General features: G+C 49.2%; 13 protein-coding genes and 1 pseudogene. 4 read left to right on the forward strand and 10 right to left on the reverse strand.

Annotated elements, in window-relative coordinates:
• Positions 1 to 7: 7 nt before the first annotated feature.
• Positions 8 to 1,156 carry a hypothetical protein gene (locus tag HF324_RS17885; protein WP_168803777.1) on the forward strand — a complete coding sequence of 383 codons (1,149 nt, stop codon included), beginning with the start codon at positions 8 to 10 and terminating at the stop codon, positions 1,154 to 1,156.
• On the opposite strand, the gene HF324_RS17890 is transcribed toward HF324_RS17885, so the two are convergent.
• Together HF324_RS17890 and HF324_RS17895 are read right to left on the reverse strand one after the other, a co-directional pair.
• A complete protein-coding gene (locus tag HF324_RS17890; protein WP_168860406.1) occupies positions 1,131 to 2,249 on the reverse strand; it encodes an oxidoreductase in 1,119 nt (372 codons plus the stop codon). The two genes, HF324_RS17885 and HF324_RS17890, sit on opposite strands and share 26 nt — an antisense overlap.
• 139 nt (positions 2,250 to 2,388) lie before the next feature.
• Positions 2,389 to 2,739 (reverse strand): hypothetical protein, encoded by a 351-nt coding sequence (locus tag HF324_RS17895; protein WP_168803779.1) that lies wholly within the window; start codon positions 2,737 to 2,739, stop codon positions 2,389 to 2,391.
• Positions 2,740 to 3,088: 349 nt separating this feature from the next.
• On the opposite strand from HF324_RS17895, the gene HF324_RS17900 reads away from it, so the two are divergent.
• From HF324_RS17900 to HF324_RS17910, 3 genes are all read left to right on the forward strand, one after another.
• Positions 3,089 to 3,649 (forward strand): glycosyl-4,4'-diaponeurosporenoate acyltransferase CrtO family protein, encoded by a 561-nt coding sequence (locus HF324_RS17900; protein ID WP_168803780.1) that lies wholly within the window; start codon positions 3,089 to 3,091, stop codon positions 3,647 to 3,649.
• Positions 3,650 to 3,739: 90 nt separating this feature from the next.
• Positions 3,740 to 4,699: a hypothetical protein gene (locus HF324_RS17905; protein ID WP_168803781.1), complete on the forward strand. Its 960-nt coding sequence runs from the start codon at positions 3,740 to 3,742 to the stop codon at positions 4,697 to 4,699.
• Between the two features lie 177 nt (positions 4,700 to 4,876).
• The gene (locus HF324_RS17910; RefSeq protein WP_168803782.1) at positions 4,877 to 5,278 is read left to right on the forward strand and encodes a nuclear transport factor 2 family protein; all 402 of its coding nucleotides are present in this window, start codon (positions 4,877 to 4,879) and stop codon (positions 5,276 to 5,278) included.
• A 13-nt stretch (positions 5,279 to 5,291) separates the two neighbouring features.
• On the opposite strand, the gene HF324_RS17915 is transcribed toward HF324_RS17910, so the two are convergent.
• The 8 genes and pseudogenes from HF324_RS17915 to HF324_RS17940 all read right to left on the reverse strand — a co-directional run bounded on the left by HF324_RS17915 (position 5,292) and on the right by HF324_RS17940 (position 18,506).
• Positions 5,292 to 8,360 (reverse strand): PVC-type heme-binding CxxCH protein, encoded by a 3,069-nt coding sequence (locus HF324_RS17915; protein WP_168860407.1) that lies wholly within the window; start codon positions 8,358 to 8,360, stop codon positions 5,292 to 5,294.
• Between the two features lie 30 nt (positions 8,361 to 8,390).
• A complete protein-coding gene (locus HF324_RS17920; RefSeq protein ID WP_373997307.1) occupies positions 8,391 to 10,676 on the reverse strand; it encodes a polysaccharide lyase family 8 super-sandwich domain-containing protein in 2,286 nt (761 codons plus the stop codon).
• 486 nt (positions 10,677 to 11,162) lie between these two features.
• Positions 11,163 to 11,618 (reverse strand): annotated as a pseudogene (locus tag HF324_RS33880) (chondroitinase family protein); the annotation flags it as partial.
• A gap of 57 nt (positions 11,619 to 11,675) precedes the next feature.
• Positions 11,676 to 12,587, reverse strand: coding sequence for a mandelate racemase/muconate lactonizing enzyme family protein (locus HF324_RS17925; protein ID WP_258539144.1), 912 nt, complete (start codon positions 12,585 to 12,587; stop codon positions 11,676 to 11,678).
• Positions 12,588 to 12,631: 44 nt separating this feature from the next.
• On the reverse strand, positions 12,632 to 13,060 hold the full coding sequence (locus HF324_RS33640) for a hypothetical protein (RefSeq protein ID WP_258539145.1): 429 nt from the start codon (positions 13,058 to 13,060) through the stop codon (positions 12,632 to 12,634).
• Between the two features lie 24 nt (positions 13,061 to 13,084).
• Positions 13,085 to 13,471: a DUF5017 domain-containing protein gene (locus HF324_RS17930; protein ID WP_168860409.1), complete on the reverse strand. Its 387-nt coding sequence runs from the start codon at positions 13,469 to 13,471 to the stop codon at positions 13,085 to 13,087.
• A gap of 19 nt (positions 13,472 to 13,490) precedes the next feature.
• A complete protein-coding gene (locus HF324_RS17935) occupies positions 13,491 to 15,338 on the reverse strand; it encodes a RagB/SusD family nutrient uptake outer membrane protein (RefSeq protein WP_168860410.1) in 1,848 nt (615 codons plus the stop codon).
• A gap of 24 nt (positions 15,339 to 15,362) precedes the next feature.
• The gene (locus HF324_RS17940; RefSeq protein ID WP_168803788.1) at positions 15,363 to 18,506 is read right to left on the reverse strand and encodes a SusC/RagA family TonB-linked outer membrane protein; all 3,144 of its coding nucleotides are present in this window, start codon (positions 18,504 to 18,506) and stop codon (positions 15,363 to 15,365) included.
• Between the last annotated feature and the right edge of the window lie 102 nt (positions 18,507 to 18,608).

The raw sequence follows: 18,608 nt of genomic DNA on the forward strand, positions 1-18,608 counted from the left end.
CCTCACTATGTCTTCTCCATCTTCGCAAGACCTTACACCCGGATTCACTATTTCTTATCTGCTCATGAGTCAGAACGGCACTCCTTCGACCGTCTTTGAAGCCGGCAGCGCCATCGACTTCTCCTGGGAAAGCACCGGCGACTATTTCCTGTTGTATGAAGGCAACAATACCACTCCCATCTTTCAGGGCAATGGTAAAAGCACTACGATAGCCCAGGGACCATCGGTAGATACCACTTTTACCCTGGAAGCCCAATCCGGCGGCGACAAACTGTATAAGGCAGTTACCGCCATCATTACCAATCCAACCCTGACGCCCAGTAGCATGACCGTTACCGGCGCCCATACCGATAAAAGTGACCTGATCGTGGTTGGTAATTCTACATTCAATCAACTGGACGTAAAAGGCAAAGTAGCGTTTCCCGACCCTGACAATCCCGACTTCCAGATCAGCGGTTATCTGCAAACCAACTGCGCCATTAATGTGTCAGGCGATACTATCGTCAAGGGAACTTTAAACGCAGACGGCGCCACCACACAAAACATTACCGTGAACAACAGCCTGACGGCGCTCCAATGTGCAGTAACGTTGTTCAGCGACAGCGTCTCTGTTTATAATGGTAACGATGCCGTCACCCAGACATTTACCGCTAACTGTGACGGCTATCTGATGGCTTACATACTGCCGGATTTCAACGTTTGGAGTAAGATAACGCTGACACTGGGCAAATATTCCTTCGCGGTATCAGGCGGCCATATCATCAATGCCTACGGCAAGGATGTCACTTCCAACTCGCTGTTGTTACCTGTCGCCAACGGTACATCATTAACCTACGCTACCTCCTATAAGCCGTCCAGGCCTCTGGCATTTACCCTGCTTTGGTATCCCATCGGCAAAAGCGCTTCGGAGAAAGATACATTTGCAGTCAGGGATACCCGGCCGGAGGAATTGCCGGCACCAGTGCCGGACATGGCGGCGATCCAGGCGGCAAGAGAAGCCGCCTGGGTGGAAACTGCCAATGCCTTCATTCAAAACGTTGAACGGGCCAGTAACAAAGAAATCGGTGAAGACATGAAGCGGTTATTGAATGAAAAACTAATGGCGTTGCGGCAGGCAGGGTTATCTGCCGCTAACCGGCTACCAAACCGGCTTTGATCACCTCGTTCGTATGCCGGATAGTGGCTTCCGGCCAGAGCATATCCGGATGAAAAGCACGCGGCGGTGTCCCGGTCAGCGTGTGCAAAGGCCAGGCAGGGTCAGCCAGGGCAGCCTTTCCTATAGAGACGAGGTCGGCATGCGATTCTTTGAGGGCCCTGGCGGCCCTTGTCAGCTGGTGCATGCCACCGTTGGCGATGATCACCCTGCCTGTTATCTGTTTGGCCAGTGCGGCATATGAAGCGCCGTTGCTGTAAAAACTGTCCCGTTCCCACTCGCCGCTTTGAACGGCAATATGAATAAAATCAGGAGCAGCTTTGCTGACTTCTTCCAATACTTCAACGGCCATGGCAGCCCCGTCCTTCCAGCGGTATCGGAGGTCGTTCACTTTCCCTTCAGACAGCCGTATACCGACCAGGAAATGTGCCGGCGCCACCGCCCTGATGGCCTGGATAATTTCCGCGACGATCCGGAAACGGTTGCCGGTGCTGCCTCCGTATGGATCGTCACGAACATTCAGTTCGGGGGTAAGAAACTGATCGAGCAGGTAACCGTTGGCCGCGTGTAGCTCCACTCCATCAAAACCGGCCTGCAGAGCGATCCGGGCGGCGTTCACAAAACCCTCTTTAGCAGCATGGATGTCTTCCAGGCTCATGGCTTTCGGAAAGGGAAAAGCACCTGTACCGCCATACTGCGCCATCTTAACGCCTACAGGCTGTATAGCGGAAGGGGCGATCGTTTCCTGGTAGTACTGGGACAGCGCCCCTGCATGCATCAGCTGAGCAATCATCAACGCGCCATGTGTTTTTACCTGTTTCACTACCGGTCGCCAGGAGGCTGCGTGCGCATTGGTGGTGAGCCCGGGCTGATGCGGATACCCTTTGGCGGCTACCTCGTCCGTATAGTTGCCTTCTGTGATGATCATAGAGAAACCGCCCCGGGCAAAAGCGGTGTAATAGGCTTCCATCTCCGCGGTGGCCAGTCCTTCGGCGGTGGCGCTTACGCGCGACATAGGCGCTACCACCAGCCTGTTTTTCAGTGGATGTGCGGACCATGGCAACGGGTGAAATATGGGATGCTTTGCAGTGTTCATATGTGATAAATTATGAACACAAAACTACAGAGCGGGTTTTCGTTGTAAGTTAAAGTAGTATAATAAAGGGCGTTAAAGTAGTTTAATTTTGAGGGGTTTAACACTGCAGAAAAAAATCCTGCTTTGGACAGGCAGCTATCTACATTGGCCTGCCGGCATGGTAAATCTCCACCATATCCTTTGGACGGTTTATCCTGAAGAAAAGCAGCCAGGCGTATTTTTTGTCAACGATGCAAAACTCCCGTTCATCCTGTCCGGAAGACAGATATATCAACTCTCTCAATGCCTGGTATCGACAGTCGTATACCTGGAAGTCTGCACCCATTGGGATCTTGACAAACAGCACCCAGTAGTTGCGTCCATTGTCCAACATGGGTAATTCCTCATTGTATAATTGTTTGAGCGTGCAGCGCCTGGTGAGGGAGCCATGTTTTAACAGGCCAGCCCTGTTTTCGGATGTAATAAAATTCAGCAGGGTGGTTTTAAACAAGCGCGTGACTATTTTCTCAAATATCTCAGGGCCGGCCCGGAATGGATCCTTGAATCCATCGGGGAACCTCTTTTTTATCAAGTCCAGTTTTTCGTTCCAATACATGTTTACGGATTGTTTACAGTCACTTCACCCGTTTGCGCCAGGCAGGTTACCTGGCTTGCGGCGGTTTTAATCTGGCTTATTGCCTGGTAAATTTAAATTATACATATTTGTGAAATAAAAACAATTTTAATCAGCTTTTTTATGGCGATATATATTGTAAGTGACCTGCTGAATGCAAGAGCCGGGATATATAAATGGCCATTTAAATTCAAGTTGATGCCCGAAATCAAAATAAGCATTTTGCATGAAGAGAACATTTACATTAATTACAATTGTAATATTTTCAATTATCGCCCTCTCAGCCCTGGTGTATTACGTTAGAATGGACGGCTTCGCATTCGCGTGGGCGTTGAGCTTCCTGCTGATGCTATGTGTTTCCGTTTTCACGGATGCGCTGAAAAGTCCTCTTGATTCCCCTTACTATGAGCCAAAAGAATGGGAACGGAAAGGAAAAATATACGAGCGCTTTGGCATCAATTTCTTCAGAAAACTATTGGTCTGGATCGGTTGGGAAAAAGTCATCCGGAAAACTTTCCCGATAGAAAATAACACCAGCGCCTTAACGAAATTATATTATCAAACAAAAAAATCTGAGCTGGACCACCTGATTATACTGGTCGTGGTCCTCGGATTTAACGTTTTTGTGGCTGTCAGGTTTGGTATTGTCAAATCTTTATGGTTGCTGGGATTGAACGTCTTCATGAACCTCTATCCTGTTTTTCTCCAACGATATAATCGCCCGCGCGTGAAGAGAGCGATGAATTTGAGTAAACGGAGAAAAACTTCCGACAGTCTGGTGGATTGATAGTATAGTAGCATAAAGTTACCCCTGGCAGTCAGGGAGATTTTACTATCTTACACCCACACTCGTTTTAACCCGAAAAATGTCTACCGAATGTTCAACACACTGGTACCCCTCATGGGATCTGCTATTGATTCCGCAGCCATCATTACTTTTTTGGAGCAGCACGGATTCAAATATCCCAAAAAGCCTTTTATATCCAATCGCGCCACAGATACATCCTACTGGATTGAAAACAAGAAACTAGGAATTGACCTGCTGTTTAATGCTCAGCCATATCTTGAAATATACCCGCTGATACAGGGAGCCAAAAAAGGAATATTTGTCCCACGACTGGTAACTGCCAGGTGGTATAACAATAAATCGTCGACCATCTTTCCGGGGCAGGTAGACTTCCATGACTCCTTTGAGCGCCTGAATACGGCCCTCGGCGCCCCTACGCTTAAAAGCAGCGAGATATCACCTGTATGGTTAAACGATGACGGCAGCGAAAGCTTCTACCGCTGGCGTATTCCGGTAGATAAACAGAGACAGATAAGCTGGGGGCCCGAATTCACTGACGAACAACTTGTTAAAGATATTGTGCTAGGGCTGGATTACAGGAATCCACTATTTCATCTGTACAACGAAATGACATACGGTACATTTGATCAGTTTGCGAAGGAACAAAGCTATTATAAGACCTCTTACCTCATATTCCTGCAATGGGCGCTGGATAGAAAACTTATTGCCGGCGCTGGCTTTACCTCCGCATTGGATTGGGTACAACACCTGAACAGAGGTTACGTTACGGAGGAGGATTTTGCGGCTGAACATAGATTTATCAGTGCTTATATTAATAACCTCAGCGGACACGATGTGCTTTACAACCGCGACCTGGCACATACTTTCCTGGAAGAACCTGCACTAAAGGACAATTACATGGGCGCAGCGGCTAAAACGGTATTGGACGCTATACCATTCGACCGGAAACACACCGATATCGTTACCCCGCTGCTGGACCGCCGGCTGAAAGAGTACCAGGAGCATGCATTTGCCAGGAGCAGGCCCTGACTTGCTGCAGCCATAAAATACCCGCATGAATAGACGTTTAATGGCGATCGTCTTTATGATACTATGAAGTAGGTGCTATCCCATTCTTTGAGTTTCACAATTATTCCTTTGATAACACCAACCGGCCAACAGCAGGAGGTAATAGCTTTGTATCATCAAAATTCAATGGTACATCATATGAAAACTCAGGCACACAAAGGTGACGCAAAAGACGAAAAACAGCTGATACTGCTTACGCTGAACAATTATCTCCAGGGACGTCCGGTGCTGGATACCGAAAGGCTTCGGGCAGCCTTCCATCCCGATGCATACATCCGGACCATCATAGAAGGAAAGCTGGTCCAATGGACACTGCCACAATACCTTGACCTGGTTGCCCGGGCCACCGTACAGGAATGCCAACCCGAACTGCTTTCCTTCTCCTGGGATGGAGACACCGGTTCTGCGCATGTCCAACTGACTTTTGACACCTTCCGGTTCATTGACCGGTTTAACCTGGTAAAGTTAGACGGCCAATGGCAGATCGTGGACAAGGTCTCCTACCGGGAGGAGCTTCCAAAAGAAACCGTTGAGGCATAGTGATGCACACCAACTATTTCTTCATGATATAGGAAAAGATGTCCCGTACTTCCTGGTCGGACAAATGATCGAGTATCCTCTCCGGCATCACTGACACCTGCTGCGCCTTCATGTCCTTTATCCGCGCCGCAGGAAGAACAATATCCTTACCCCCTACAGGCTGAAGGGTAATTGCGTCGCCGTTACGGGATACAATCTTTCCTTCCAGGGTACGGCCATCCGTAGTCACTACGCGGTGAATGACATACCCTTCCCTGATATCTGCATTTGGATCGATAATATTCAGCAGCATGCTGTTGATATTGTTCCTGTCATAACCGGTGAGCTCCGGCCCAATCGTTCCACCTGCGTCAAATAAACGATGACATGCACCACAATTATTAGCAAACAGCACTTTCCCTTTTTCCATATTGCCGGAACCTGACCTGATGATTTTCATATACCTGGCAATCCGCTCATTCTTTTCTTCAGAAGTAGCCAGCTTCACATTCGGCCATAACCGGTTCACTCTTTCTCCCATCTGCGGATCTTTGAGCAATTTAAACCGGCGGGCGGCAGCTTCAGTAACGTCTGCCTTATTGATCACCTTGGTTTTTTCGATCGCATCCAGGAATGTATTCGCCCACACTGCCCTGCTGGACACCAGGTCTATCGCCGCGTTCCGCACCCCTTCATCACCCCGGTACTGCGGATATGCAGCCACCACGCTGCTGCCTATCTCAGGATTATCAAAATACTGTAATGCCTGTATAGCGGTTTGCCTCAACGCTCCTGATGAGCTGCCAGCCCCTACCACTTTTAATAAGATGGGGACCGCCTTTTTCTGGCCGGTTTCACCCATTATTTTGATATAAGCCAAACGGTGCTGCATATCTGCTTTCGTATCCGCAACAACCTTAATGGCCTGGTCCACCACTGCAGGATCGCTCTGCCGGAGCCCTAACGCCAAAGGGCCTCCGAAAAGCTCATTCTGATAAGGCTGTATGGCTTTGGTAAGCGCCGGCGACAAACCAACCAGGTCACGCCCGCGAAGCCCCTCGCGTAACCCATCGATCAACAGTTTCGCTACCTGCCGGGAAGGCGCCATTTTAATTAAACGGGCTACTGCTGCAAAATTCGCTTCGCCGCCCGCCATAGTATACCGTTGCACCAGCCGTTTTAATATCGTCTGCTGAACGGTCTTTCGCTGCCAGATTTGCGGCTGCCGGAACATCGCCAGCACACGGTCTCTATCCGTTTCTGCTTTATCTCCTATTGCCCACCAGGTCAGTAACGGAATATCTGCATCCGTGGCGTCATCATGGCTTTTCAGCAGTCCTTCGATCATAGATACAGCCAGATCGCTTTTCAATCGTTTTGCAGTGCAGGCAATCTGGCTCCTTACTTCCGGGTCCTGCTCTGAAGCTGCCAGCCGGACCAACCGTTTGGCCACCTGCGGGGATACCGCTCCCCCGTCGCCGGATAATCGCACCGCCCAGTTCCTCACATAAGGATCTTTATGCCCCAGCGCAACGATAGCTATTTCATCGTTCCATCCCCCGCACCCGTTGATGGCCCATAATGCCTCCAGCGCGACCTGCCCGTCACCGGATTGAAGCAATGGCAATAATGCAGGCAGGATGGATTTGTCTTTACGGTTGGCAAACTGTAACTGCGCCTGCTGGCGGAACCATTTATTCTCCCCTTTTAATAATTGTATCAGCTGACCGCCGGAATATTTGCTCAGGTCAAACTTCGGCGGTACCGGCGTATGCGCCTTATTACGCAGGCGGTACACCCTTCCCGATGTTTTATGCCAGGTATCATGCGGATCCACATGCGACAAACGGCTATCGTACCAATCGGCGATGTACACATTGCCATCGGGTCCTGCTTTAATGTTAACAGGCCGGAACCAATGATCATCCGTTTTGATGATCTGCTGTTCATCCACATTGGAGAAGGTAGATCCGGAGGGTTCGAAACGGGTAAGCTGTACATAGTTCAGCAGCGGGTTAAGGGCGATCATTTTGCCTTTATATCTATCAGGCAGACTGGTTTCCTCGTACCTGATCAGGGAGTGTGTAAACCGTTTTCTTTCTCCGGTGAGTTTCATACTGGGCAGATTCCCGAACGTATAGGCGCTGGTGTAAGGACCATGTTTTCCCAAACTCTTCTGATAGTAGGCGCCCTGTTTAAAATTCGGGCCCCTGTCATACCCGTTGTCCCCGGAATACAGCCGCCCCTTGCTGTCGAACTCCACATTGAAGGTATTTCCTCCGCCTTCCGCAAACACTTCAAACACCTTTGTATCTATATTATAGCGCCAGATAGCCTGGCCCTGGAAGGCAACATGCTTTGACACTGCAGAACTGATATCGGCCGTGGTGGTGCTTCCCTGGGCGCCATACAACCAGCCGTCGGGTCCCCAACGTAAACTGTTGGCCACTGCGTGCGTATCTTCCAGGCCGAATCCCTGTAGATGCACTTCCGGGTTTCCATCCGGCATACCGTCGTTGTCCGCATCGGGATAGGCCAGCAGGTAAGGCGGGTTCAGTACCCAGATCTTTCCTCTTCCCGTTATCACGCTGGTGGCTATGTTCAATCCCTGTATAGCATCGGTGGACTTATCATAAACGCCGTCTCCATCCGTGTCTTCAAACACCGTAATCTTGTCCGCTCCCTTCGCGCCTGCCGGCGGAGCAGCCGGTACTTTATCAAACTTCACCCGCAGGTAATTATCGATGCTCACTACTTTCAGTCCCTGTGGGAAAGGATACTGATGATACTGCACTACCCAAAGCCGGCCGCGGTGATCGAAGCTCAGTTCCACCGGCTGTACCACCTGCGGCTCAGATAATACCAGGTCCAGCGCCAGGTCGTCCGGACATTTGAAATGTTTCAGCGTCTCCCTGGGTAGCGTGGGCTGCGAAGAATCCGTCAGCGCACCTACCCCTTTAAATGATTCCATATAACGGGCCACATCTTCATTGTCGCTTACCGGCAATTGTGTATTTTCCTTTTTGGGATGTTGCTGATTACAGGCAGCGATTATCACCATCATACCTATACCCGTAAACCAAACTTTTATTCCTGTATTCATTTTTTATACTTTAAAAGACAAAATTTCACGTCAGTATTTTACAAAAACCCCTCTCTCCTGCACAGTTCCCCCTGTGAGCTGGAGAATATAGGTGCCCGGCGTTAATCCGGAAATATTTAACGAAGCCTGATTCCGGCCTTTGTTTACCTGCATCTTTTCCGAGCGCAGAACAGTGCCCTGCATCGTCATGATTTTCTGCACGGCAACGCCTGCGCTGGCCGCCATAAACACGATTTCTATCTGGCTGCCGGCTGGATTGGGGAAGATGATAAACTGCCTTGTTTTATCAGCGGCAGCTTTCATCGCTTCCGGTTTACTCATCATCGCCGCAACGGAATCCCGCGCCGGCTCTTCTATGTGTTTCACCAGTTTGATGGTTTTGGAAAATCCGTGCTCCAGGTTAAACGATGCCGTCAGCGTAGTTCCCTGGCTGGTAATACTCACATTGGAGGGATTTTCCTGCACATCCCAGTTCCCGTTAAGGACCATGCTGACCGTCCTTGGATTAGCCAGCCAGTAATAATTAAAGGCTGTTTCCGTCGTGATATTCATGTCCGGGGAGTTCACCGTTACTGTCAGCGTATCGCCGCTTTCTCTTAACCCTGCCATGGATACGGCTGACACGCTTTTTACATAACCAATATTGACGTTATTATTGGATGTAAAAAAGACATATGAGGTAAGCGACGAGGGATTATATCTTACCACGTGCAGGGAGTCCGTTTGCTTTAGAATACTATAGGGCATAGCGGTGGCAAATTCCGCGGCCAGCGTTTGCATGCCCTGCGGCGTTGTACCCGGAACTACCACATAATGATAGCTGGCCTTGTTGGGCATTATGCCATGGTTCATCCAGGCTTTACTGGCGTAGGCAGTATCAAAGGAATTTGGAAGGCTCTGATCGGTGACAGACTCCCGGGGAGTAGCCTGCCGCGTTCTCACAACGCGCACGGGCGCATTGCCGGCCGGGATGTAATAACCGGTTGATTGCGCATTCAGGAGCCATAAGGGGGTTGTGGCTGTACTGATGGTTTCATCATAGTTCGCATTTGTAACAGCGGCAGATGAATTAACATAAATGGGCGCATGGGTGGTCTTATTGATGGCCTGGAAAAGATTGGTAGCTACATTCCCTAAACCGTATTGCGTGGTAATTCCACTCCCCAGACAAACCAAAATGCTGTCAAACGCAAAGACCGTTTTCCTGAATACCAGGCGGGAGGGGTTATAATTTCCATTTGCCTTTTCAGAAAAATTTAAACCGAAAATACCATGCTGCCCAAGGGATAACGCCCCTGCGAAATTGAAATTCTGAAACTCCATCGCCGTACCTGCCCTGGAGGGCTGCAATCCTCCATACCCCTCGAAGTGCACGGTAGTGGTACCAGGCATTACATTCCAATCCCATCCGCGGCCGTTGAGTACATACCCGGTGGCGGCGAGGGTGCCGTCATACAATACCTCCAGCGTACCGTAACTCTGGTAACGGCCATACCGGTTCTCCGTCTTATATATTTCCGCTCCGAATATTTTACTCGTAAACCCTCTCATCACCGCCACCCAGTTGCTCTTCCGCTGAATTCCCAATGCGCCGTAGTTATACTGATGAAAACCTTTCAGGGAGTTAACCGGTACGGGATATTTATTGACGCCTGTCACGTCGTTATAGATCCCTCCCATTACCGGGTCGGCATCAACCCCTTTAATATCGCCTCCTATTTCGACGAATTTTTCAAAGCGGTCAGGTGTTACCGGTAACTTATCGGGGAATGGATTTCTCCCGGACTCAGCATGCGCATACAACACGCCTTTGGATGATCCGGCCAGCAGATAAGTCAATCCCTTGCTCAGATTCTCATACGCACTGAGACTTATTTTATAAACCGTCCCTTTTAAATAATAGGCATAGTCGATCCATCTTAACCACGCCCCCATGTAACTGGTATGCTGTGACCCGTGATGGTAACCGACGCCGTCGGGCTTCATCCCGTCCCTGCCACCCAGTCCGGGTACCGTGTTCCGCTCCAGGAAACGTTTCAGCAACTTCAGGTCACGGACGGCGGTGTTTGCGTCCTGCTCCAGGATGGCCAGGTCAAAAAGCAAGGGCATTTTTATATTGAGAAAGTCTACGCTGTAGCCCTCCTGGAAAGTGGCGCCATATAACACGGCATACTCGTTAGACCATTTCAGCATCTTTATCACCTCTTCCCGCATAGCCGGTGAATAATAGGGCAGCGCCAATAAAAATCCCAACGGGAAATTTCTTGCCGGCGTATAAGAATTGGTTTGAAACACAATTCTGCCACCTTCCGCCATGCCTTCACTCAGCAAATACTCCGTAAACAATAATAACTTCGATAAAGCATCCGCATCACCAGCCGCTGCTCTTGCCAGTGACCCGCAATAGGACGATACCTTCACTAAAGTATCAGGATGGTAAATACTGCGAATGCCGGTGCCGTTGATACTGCCATCGCTGTTATAATGGATATTAAGGGAACGCACATAGTTTTTGGCGACGTTTAATAAAGTATCAGTGCCGGGTACTTTTATAAGACGGTTTTTTACCGTCTGCAAATCCGCCAGCTCCGTTGCCGTTGCCGCTACCACCGGCAGGTCCGGGCCGTTCTTCCAATTTTCCAGCACATCCAGATAAGGAGCGTTCGTCACATTCTTCCTGAAATAGGGATAGTCGGGATATACATGCGGACCGGGAATACGAACATCCGTATTGCCAATGATGGTGGCTTCGTCAATATAGACCACACAGCTATTAGCCGCATTGGACGGCTTATAGGTAATTTTCATTTCGGTCAGGGCAAAAGTGTCCGGAACAGATCCGGTGAGGGGATAGTCGTAATAATAAGACCGGTGAAATTCCATCCATCCTTTATAATTCAACAGCATCCTTCCCTGTCTTTTTACCACCCCCTCTTCATCAAGGAACTGGAATAGCAGCGTATCAGTGGTGATTGCCTGGCTATAGATAAACATTTGCGCAGCGGCGGATGCAGCCTTTGTAATTTCCGAATCCGGAATGGCCAGGTTGGTTGCCCGGATGAAATCCCCGTTTTGCGCGGCCCATTTCAGCGAGCCGGCACCTCCCTTGAGGTGTTCGGTGCAGGACGATAACGCCCCTGGTTTGTTACTTTGCCAGTTGCCGGGAATACCGGTGTCAAAAGAAACAAAGCGTTGCTGAGACCTAAGCCCGCTAAGGCCTGCCAAAAACATCAAAACAAGTAGTAAAATTTTGTTCATAACTGATGTGATTTATGGTTTATGGTATAGCAGGAAACGGCAACCGGAAACATTTACTCAATGAGGTTGCTGAATAATTTCCCGGTAGTGCGGCGACGGCAGGAATATGCCCCCGCTTTGCTGATAGAAGTCTTCATTTAACTCGAATACCCCATTCTTAGGCTGCGTCCAGGAAGCACCTGCCAACGGATGATAGCCCTGCATATTTTTCCAGTTGCGGTAATTCATATCCCCATTCGTTTCCATGAACCCCATCCCCACGCCGGGGAAAGACATCAGGCGTGCGGCAAGGTTTTTATTCCAGTCAATTAAAACAGGGTTTACGGTCAGGTCTGCACAGATACAGGGAATTTGTTTTTCAGCAGCCAGCGCCGCTATCTTCATCGACATACTCAGGGTTTTGGCAATGCCTTTCAACACCATGGCCTTGTAGCCCTGTTCTATTCTCCTGATCGCGGAGGTTTCATTGTGCACACTTTCATCGGCGGCAATGGTAATACCGGTGTCGGATACATCTTCTTCATTCTGTTCTGCCAGTGGTTCTTCATAAAACAGGATATGCTCAAAAGCGCCGATCTTCCTGGCATGGTCCAGGTAGCGCATCAGCCATTCCTTTTTTTCATAACGACCGTTGGCGTCCATTGTGTAAATCAGTTTACCGTTCGGGGTTTGCGCTGTACGCAGGTCTTTCAGCGCATGATGCACCTGGGTAAGCCTGGCCATGTCCTTTTCCAGCATCTCTGCCGTGGTTCCCGGGTAACCCGTCTTTATTTTAAATACAAAATAGCCGGCGGCGGCGGCCTGCTGTAAGTCCTGTACCGGCATACCGTACGGCACCTGGTACATGATGGCTACCTTATTGTTTTTATGCGACAGTCCTTTTTTGTAAGCGGCAGGAATCATCTCATCAAAGGTGGAGAAGTTATTCTCTGCCGCGTATAACAGCCAGGCGGCATTGTCGGCACTCACCAACGCATTGTATACAAAATTGGTATTCAGATCTGTTTTACCGGTTAATTGCTTTGCTGCTGCCAGCAGCCGGGGAAGATCGCATCCAGCAACCTTACAGGATCGCGGAACGGTGTTTTTTTAATCAGTTTCAATGCATGGCCTGCCACCAGATACATCAGGGCATTCCCTTCTGTTTCCGAATGGGCGGCAAACAGGTCTGCATCTCCGTATAATACACTCTGAGTGGCAATGCCGGTTTTCTTTACCCCCGATGCCGTTTCCAACCTGGAAGCCACCTGCCAGAGCTCTGTCAGGTAAGCTCCTTTAAAACCAAATGGCCGTACCAGCTTTTCGCGCTCAAAATCCGACCCTGTTTGAATAACCTCAATATTTTTCATAGTATGTGTTCCATAGCCTTTCAGCTGACCCAGGTCCATCCCTGTGAATGCAGCTATCAGGCCCGTATTTTTGATAAATTGTCTCCTGTGCATTGTAATGGTAGTTGTCCCGGATGATCAGTCGGTAACAGTGACGGTTATAGCCCTTACGACCTCCTTCCCTGCATATATGCTGACATTCTTCGCTACAAAAAAAGCTTTATAGGTGCCTTTTTCTGCGTAGGTATAGGTGAACTTTGTGAGCCTGGCATCTGAATATCCTTTTACGGCAACCGATTTGTTAACGCCGGCGGCAGCTCCTTCCGGCCCGTACTCAAACCCGGCTTCCCCGGAATAAAATGAGATAATACCTGCTGTTCCTGCAAAATCAAACTGACCTTCTTTTCCCGCTTCAAAAGTGACGGATGAGGAGGTAAGGTTAAAATCCGGCGTATCCAGCGTTGGTTCTTTTTTGCAGGACACGGTCATCGTTAATAAGGATAATACGATCAATACTGCTTTCATATGCATATCGGTTTATAAATTACCAGCCCGGGTTTTGTGTTAATGCCTTATTTAAAGTCAGCTCCCTTGTAGGAATAGGCCAAAGCCGGTTCCTGTCTGATATGTTAGGCCCAAACCCCTTGATAAAAAGATTCAGGTAAGCAGGTGTAGTGGAAGTACCGAGGTCCCGTTCAATGGTAGCGGAAAGCGCATGCATGCGCTCTACAAAAATCCCCCAGCGGATCAGATCTGCTTTGCGGTAGGTTTCCCCACTCAGCTCCCTTGATCTTTCATCCTGGATAAACCTGCGAAATGCGTCCTTACCGGCGGTTGCTTCTACCGGCATATCTGCATCGGCAGTGGTGTAAATGGTAGCAATGGCGCTGGCGCCGGCGCCATTGCCCCCGGTGAACGTAATGGAAGGCGCAGCCGTATATCCCACGCCGCGGGCTGTTCCATACACCGCATCGGGGGCAAATGTTATCCCTGTAACCTGACCACCCGACATGACCGCAGTGGCCGAAATACCGGAGCCTCCCCCGCCTGTAAAGGTTACGGCGGGTGCAGTCGTATAACCCGCGCCTCCACTGGTGATGGTCACCGTCTTAATACCGGTGCACCATCCTCTTCTTCTCACCTTGTTGACCGCTTCTATGGCTGCTGCGGTAGGTCCGGACACTTCATTTTCCGCTTCAGCAAACATCAGCAATACATCCGCGTAACGCATCAGGGGACAGTTGGTGGGCGTACCTGTATTATTTTTAGGCAGTACCACTTCATATTCCCTTCTGTATTTCCCGGGAAACCTGTTGTAAGCCGTGTTACGGCTAACAGAAGTGAAGAAAATCTTATGATTGGCGGGCTGGCTGGCGGTACCGTAATTAAAAGTGGAGATAGACCAGTCTCTTCTGATGTCTCCTTCCTGGTAACGGTAGTACATGTCTGCCGTTGCTTTAATGCCCGCATAGGCGAAGCCGGTTTGTGTATTCTGTGTGGCATTGCCATTCACATCTCCCAGAGAGCCTGTTTCCGTATAGGCGTCAGATTTATTGCCCCAGTACTCTACCTCCCATAAACTTTCTTTGATATCATACTTATCCGATACCAGGTTGATGAATACGCCGGAATAGGAAGGGTTTAATGCGTGCCCCGCTTCCCCGTCGTCCATCACTTTCTTCGCCCAGTTACGGGCATCTTTATATTTGCTGATATCCCTGACAGGATAACCGGCCATATGCAGGCATACACGTGCGAGCACGCCTCTTACGGCCGACTTGTTCACCCTGCCGCCAAAGCCCAGCTGTTTAATAGACGCCACCAATCCCTCTGCTTCGGTCATATCTGCGATGATGCGGTCATATACTTCTTTCGCAGTGGCACGCGGCGCATCTACCTGTTCAACCGATACAGGAGGCGTCAGGATCAATGGAACGCCCCCAAAACTCTGCACCAGCATAAAATAATAATAGGCTCTTAAAAACAAGGCTTCGCCTTTTACCCTGGCACGGGCAGCCGAATCAAGGGCGGGATTATTATCCAGGTTGGCCAGCAGATAATTGGCACGGCCAATACCAATATACAGGTTACTCCAGAAACTCTGAAAATCAGGATGGGCAGCGGTATAATCATAAATATGAAGCCCGCTCAGGGGAGAACTCTTTACATACCAGTGCTCATCGCCCTCAAACCCGAACCGGAAGTGGATGGGATTGGAATACAATACACCGAGATTATCATATACGCCATTCAATGCAATGTTCAGCTGTTCTACCGTGCGGTAGTAATCAGAAGGCTGCAGAAAGTCTTTGGGTTTGCTATCCAGTTTCTTTACACAGGCGTTCAGACTGGTGAGAAGAAACAGGGATAATAATAAATAGCTGTACTTCATGTTGTATGTTATGAGCGTCAGGAATTAAAAGATGGCATTGAGTCCAAAAACAACGGTCCTTGCGATCGGGTAAGCCGAAAAGTCAAATCCGGGCGTCAGTACCGAACTACGAACGGACACTTCCGGGTCCATACCGGTGTAACTGGTAAATGTGAGCAGGTTTTGTGCGGCCACTGTGAGCCTTAGTTTACTGAAGTGTAAAGCACGCAGGTATCTTTCCGGGAGATTATAACCAAATGAAACGGTTTTCAGCCGCAGGTAAGAACCATCTTCAATTACTCTTGATGAATAGCTGCCTATGGTCCCCTGGCCGCCGGCTTTAAAGTTTTTGTTGGTGGGATTGGTTTCACTCCAGCGATCTTCATAGCTGGCGAACTGGTTCAGGCTGAGTCTTATATTGCCGTTACCTTCAAACATGTACCGGTTGGCGTTCATAATATCATTTCCGTACGACCATTGCAGGAATACGCCGAGATCAAATCCTTTGTAAGTAAAGTTATTGGAGAAACCGCCTGTATGGAGTGGTTGTCCGCGTCCTATGACGGTCAGGTCTGCCGTACTGATGTTGCCGTCCCCGTTCAGGTCCCGGTACTTAATATGCCCGGGCTGGGCAGCAGCGCCGTTATTGGTTACACCGGGCTTCAGCGTATACACGCCGGATGCCGATTTGTCAAAATCATCCAGCTGATAAACGCCGTCAAAAATATATCCGTAAAACATGCCGGCCGGCTGCCCTACCTGCGAAATATAGGGAGGGTTGTTGTTGTACTGGGTTTCAAAGTTCACGGTTGAATACAGCGCATCCTGTCCTCTTACCAGTTCCAGTATTTTGTTCTGATTAAAGCTGATGTTAAAATTGCTGGTCCATTCAAACGCCTTCGTTCTGACATTCACTGTTTTAAGGCTCAGTTCCACGCCCTGGTTCTGAATTTTACCGATGTTCTGTTGTGCGCTCAGCAGGCCCATGGTGGAGGGAAGGTCTGCATTCAGCAACAAGTCGCGCGTGATTTTCCGGTACCATTCGGCGGTAAACTCAATCCTGTCTTTAAACAACCCCAGGTCATAACCGATATTGAATTGCGTGGTGGTTTCCCATTTCAGGTTAGCATTGCCAATACCACTAATAATAGCGCCCTTGCCTGGGGTGGCATTATTAAACGAGTAGGAGTTCGCCACGGGAAAGCTTAACCCGGAATACGCATCATAATTACCTACCCGGTTGTTGCCGGTACTTCCGTAGCTAAGCCGCAGCTTTGAGTTGGATATCACCCGCGATCCTTTCATAAATTCTTCTTCCTGCATATTCCAGGCAAACGAGCCCGAGGGAAAATATCCCCACTTATGGCCTTTGGCGAACTTGGAGGAACCGTCGCCCCGGAAGGTCACTTCGAAAAGGTACTTTGACTGGTAGTTATAAGTCAGGCGGCTGAAGAAAGATGTCATAAAACTTTCACCGGCGCTGGCATAACCGGCATAAGGGATACCTTCATCCAGGCCGGGCATTTCCAGTTGCTCGTTCGGCAGGTTCTGGGCGGCATAACCATAGGTTTCGGCTTTGTAGTTCTGAAACGAAACGCCTCCCAGTACGGTTATTTTATGGTCCTTGTTAAAAGTGGTGTTATAGGTAACGGTATTATCGTTGGACCAGATGTTTGTTTCCGAATAGATCACAGAGCCATGCTGCCCTCTGGAGTTCCGCGGGTTCAGGGGGCTTCCCTGCACGGTTTTGGAGTTAAAGAAGAGATCTCCCCTCTTTTGCCTGCCGGAGACGGAGCCGGAAAACCGGAACACCAGGTTACTCACCGGTGCATAGGAGATATAACCATTGGCCAGCAGGTCCGATGTTTTACTGATATTATGTTCATTGTTACTGGTGATGATGGGGTTTAGACGGATATCGTACTGGTTGAGAAAATCCATATCGCCTTCTTCTTCCGTGAGGTCCGAATTTGGATTACCGGATACCGGCCGGTATCCCCAGGCCCTGGATAACAGGTAGGTGGTGAAGGAAGGACCGTTTCCTTCAGACAGCGGCTGCCCTGACGTGGTGATTTTACTGTAGTTGGCGGTGATGCCGGCTTTCAGCTTTTTGCCGATGCCCTGATCAATAGCCACCCTGCCCTGGTAGCGGTTATACCCCGAATTGATGACGATTCCTTTCTGATCGTAGACTGAACCGGAAATGGAATACTTCGTTTGACCGGTACCTCCTCTTAAAGCGATGTTACTGATAGTGACGGGCGACTGGCGGAATATCTGGTCCTGCCAGTTGATCCCTTCCATATCTTTGTAGGACTCCAACGTTCTTCCATTCGTAAAATAGGTGGCAGCGGCGGATGTTTTATTGAGTTCCGTCTGGTATTTTACAAACTCGTAGGCGTCCATCACCGGTATTTTTTTCTGGACCTGTTGTATGCCATAGGAAGCATTAAAGGAAACAACGGGTTTTCCAATTTTACCTTTTTTTGTTTCTACCAGTATCACACCGTTAGCGGCCCTTGATCCATAAATAGCGGTAGCTGAGGCATCTTTCAGGATATTGATCGTTTCTATATCATCCGGGTTGAGCATGCCGTCTTCCGGATCTTCGATCGGGAACCCATCGATCACATACAGCGGAGAATTACTTTGCGTTAATGAGTTAGCGCCCCTGATGACGATGCCCATTCCTTTCCCGGGTTGCCCGTCCTGGGAGGAAACCTGTACGCCGGCGATACGTCCGGCCAGCGCTTCGCTAAACGAAGCCACGGGCGCCTTTGCGATGTCAGTCATGTTTACCTGGCCTACCGAACCGGTAAGATCTGTTTTCTTAACGGTGCCATAAGCCACTACAATCACTTCAGAAAGATTGGAAACAGACTTGCTGAGCATTACATTCAATACCGCTCCTTTCGTAACGTTGAGCGTCTTTGAAGTATAACCCATCGCGGAAAAGGTGAGGATATCGGCGTCATTTGCCTTAATGGTGTATTTACCGTTTGCATCTGTTTTTACAACAACGCCCGTCTGTTTTGCCCTGATGATGACAGTTGGTACGGGCTCACCTGTTTCTGCATCTGTAACAGCGCCTGTAATGCTTTTAGGCTGCTGTGCATAGATTTTCACCGACGCAAGGAAAAACAACAAGAGCAGCATGACAAGCGCAGGCCTTGAATGATAGATATTCATTTTAATAATTTTGGCTGATAGATGTTGGTTTCAATAATTGTTATTCATCATAGTTGCATAAAAACGTGTACGCACACGAATGGTGACTGGCGTATACATCCA

The organism is Chitinophaga oryzae, from assembly GCF_012516375.2.
Taxonomy (GTDB): Bacteria; Bacteroidota; Bacteroidia; order Chitinophagales; family Chitinophagaceae; genus Chitinophaga; species Chitinophaga oryzae.

What these genes read in the sequence shown, in the direction of transcription:
- HF324_RS17885 (WP_168803777.1), top strand. Translation starts at nt 8, where the DNA reads ATGTCTTCTCCATCTTCGCAAGACCTTACACCCGGATTCACTATTTCT.
- HF324_RS17890 (WP_168860406.1), bottom strand. Translation starts at nt 2,249, where the DNA reads ATGAACACTGCAAAGCATCCCATATTTCACCCGTTGCCATGGTCCGCA.
- HF324_RS17900 (WP_168803780.1), top strand. Translation starts at nt 3,089, where the DNA reads ATGAAGAGAACATTTACATTAATTACAATTGTAATATTTTCAATTATC.
- HF324_RS17905 (WP_168803781.1), top strand. Translation starts at nt 3,740, where the DNA reads ATGTTCAACACACTGGTACCCCTCATGGGATCTGCTATTGATTCCGCA.
- HF324_RS17910 (WP_168803782.1), top strand. Translation starts at nt 4,877, where the DNA reads ATGAAAACTCAGGCACACAAAGGTGACGCAAAAGACGAAAAACAGCTG.
- HF324_RS17915 (WP_168860407.1), bottom strand. Translation starts at nt 8,360, where the DNA reads ATGAATACAGGAATAAAAGTTTGGTTTACGGGTATAGGTATGATGGTG.
- HF324_RS17920 (WP_373997307.1), bottom strand. Translation starts at nt 10,676, where the DNA reads ATGGCGGAAGGTGGCAGAATTGTGTTTCAAACCAATTCTTATACGCCG.
- HF324_RS33640 (WP_258539145.1), bottom strand. Translation starts at nt 13,060, where the DNA reads ATGCACAGGAGACAATTTATCAAAAATACGGGCCTGATAGCTGCATTC.
- HF324_RS17930 (WP_168860409.1), bottom strand. Translation starts at nt 13,471, where the DNA reads ATGAAAGCAGTATTGATCGTATTATCCTTATTAACGATGACCGTGTCC.
- HF324_RS17935 (WP_168860410.1), bottom strand. Translation starts at nt 15,338, where the DNA reads ATGAAGTACAGCTATTTATTATTATCCCTGTTTCTTCTCACCAGTCTG.
- HF324_RS17940 (WP_168803788.1), bottom strand. Translation starts at nt 18,506, where the DNA reads ATGAATATCTATCATTCAAGGCCTGCGCTTGTCATGCTGCTCTTGTTG.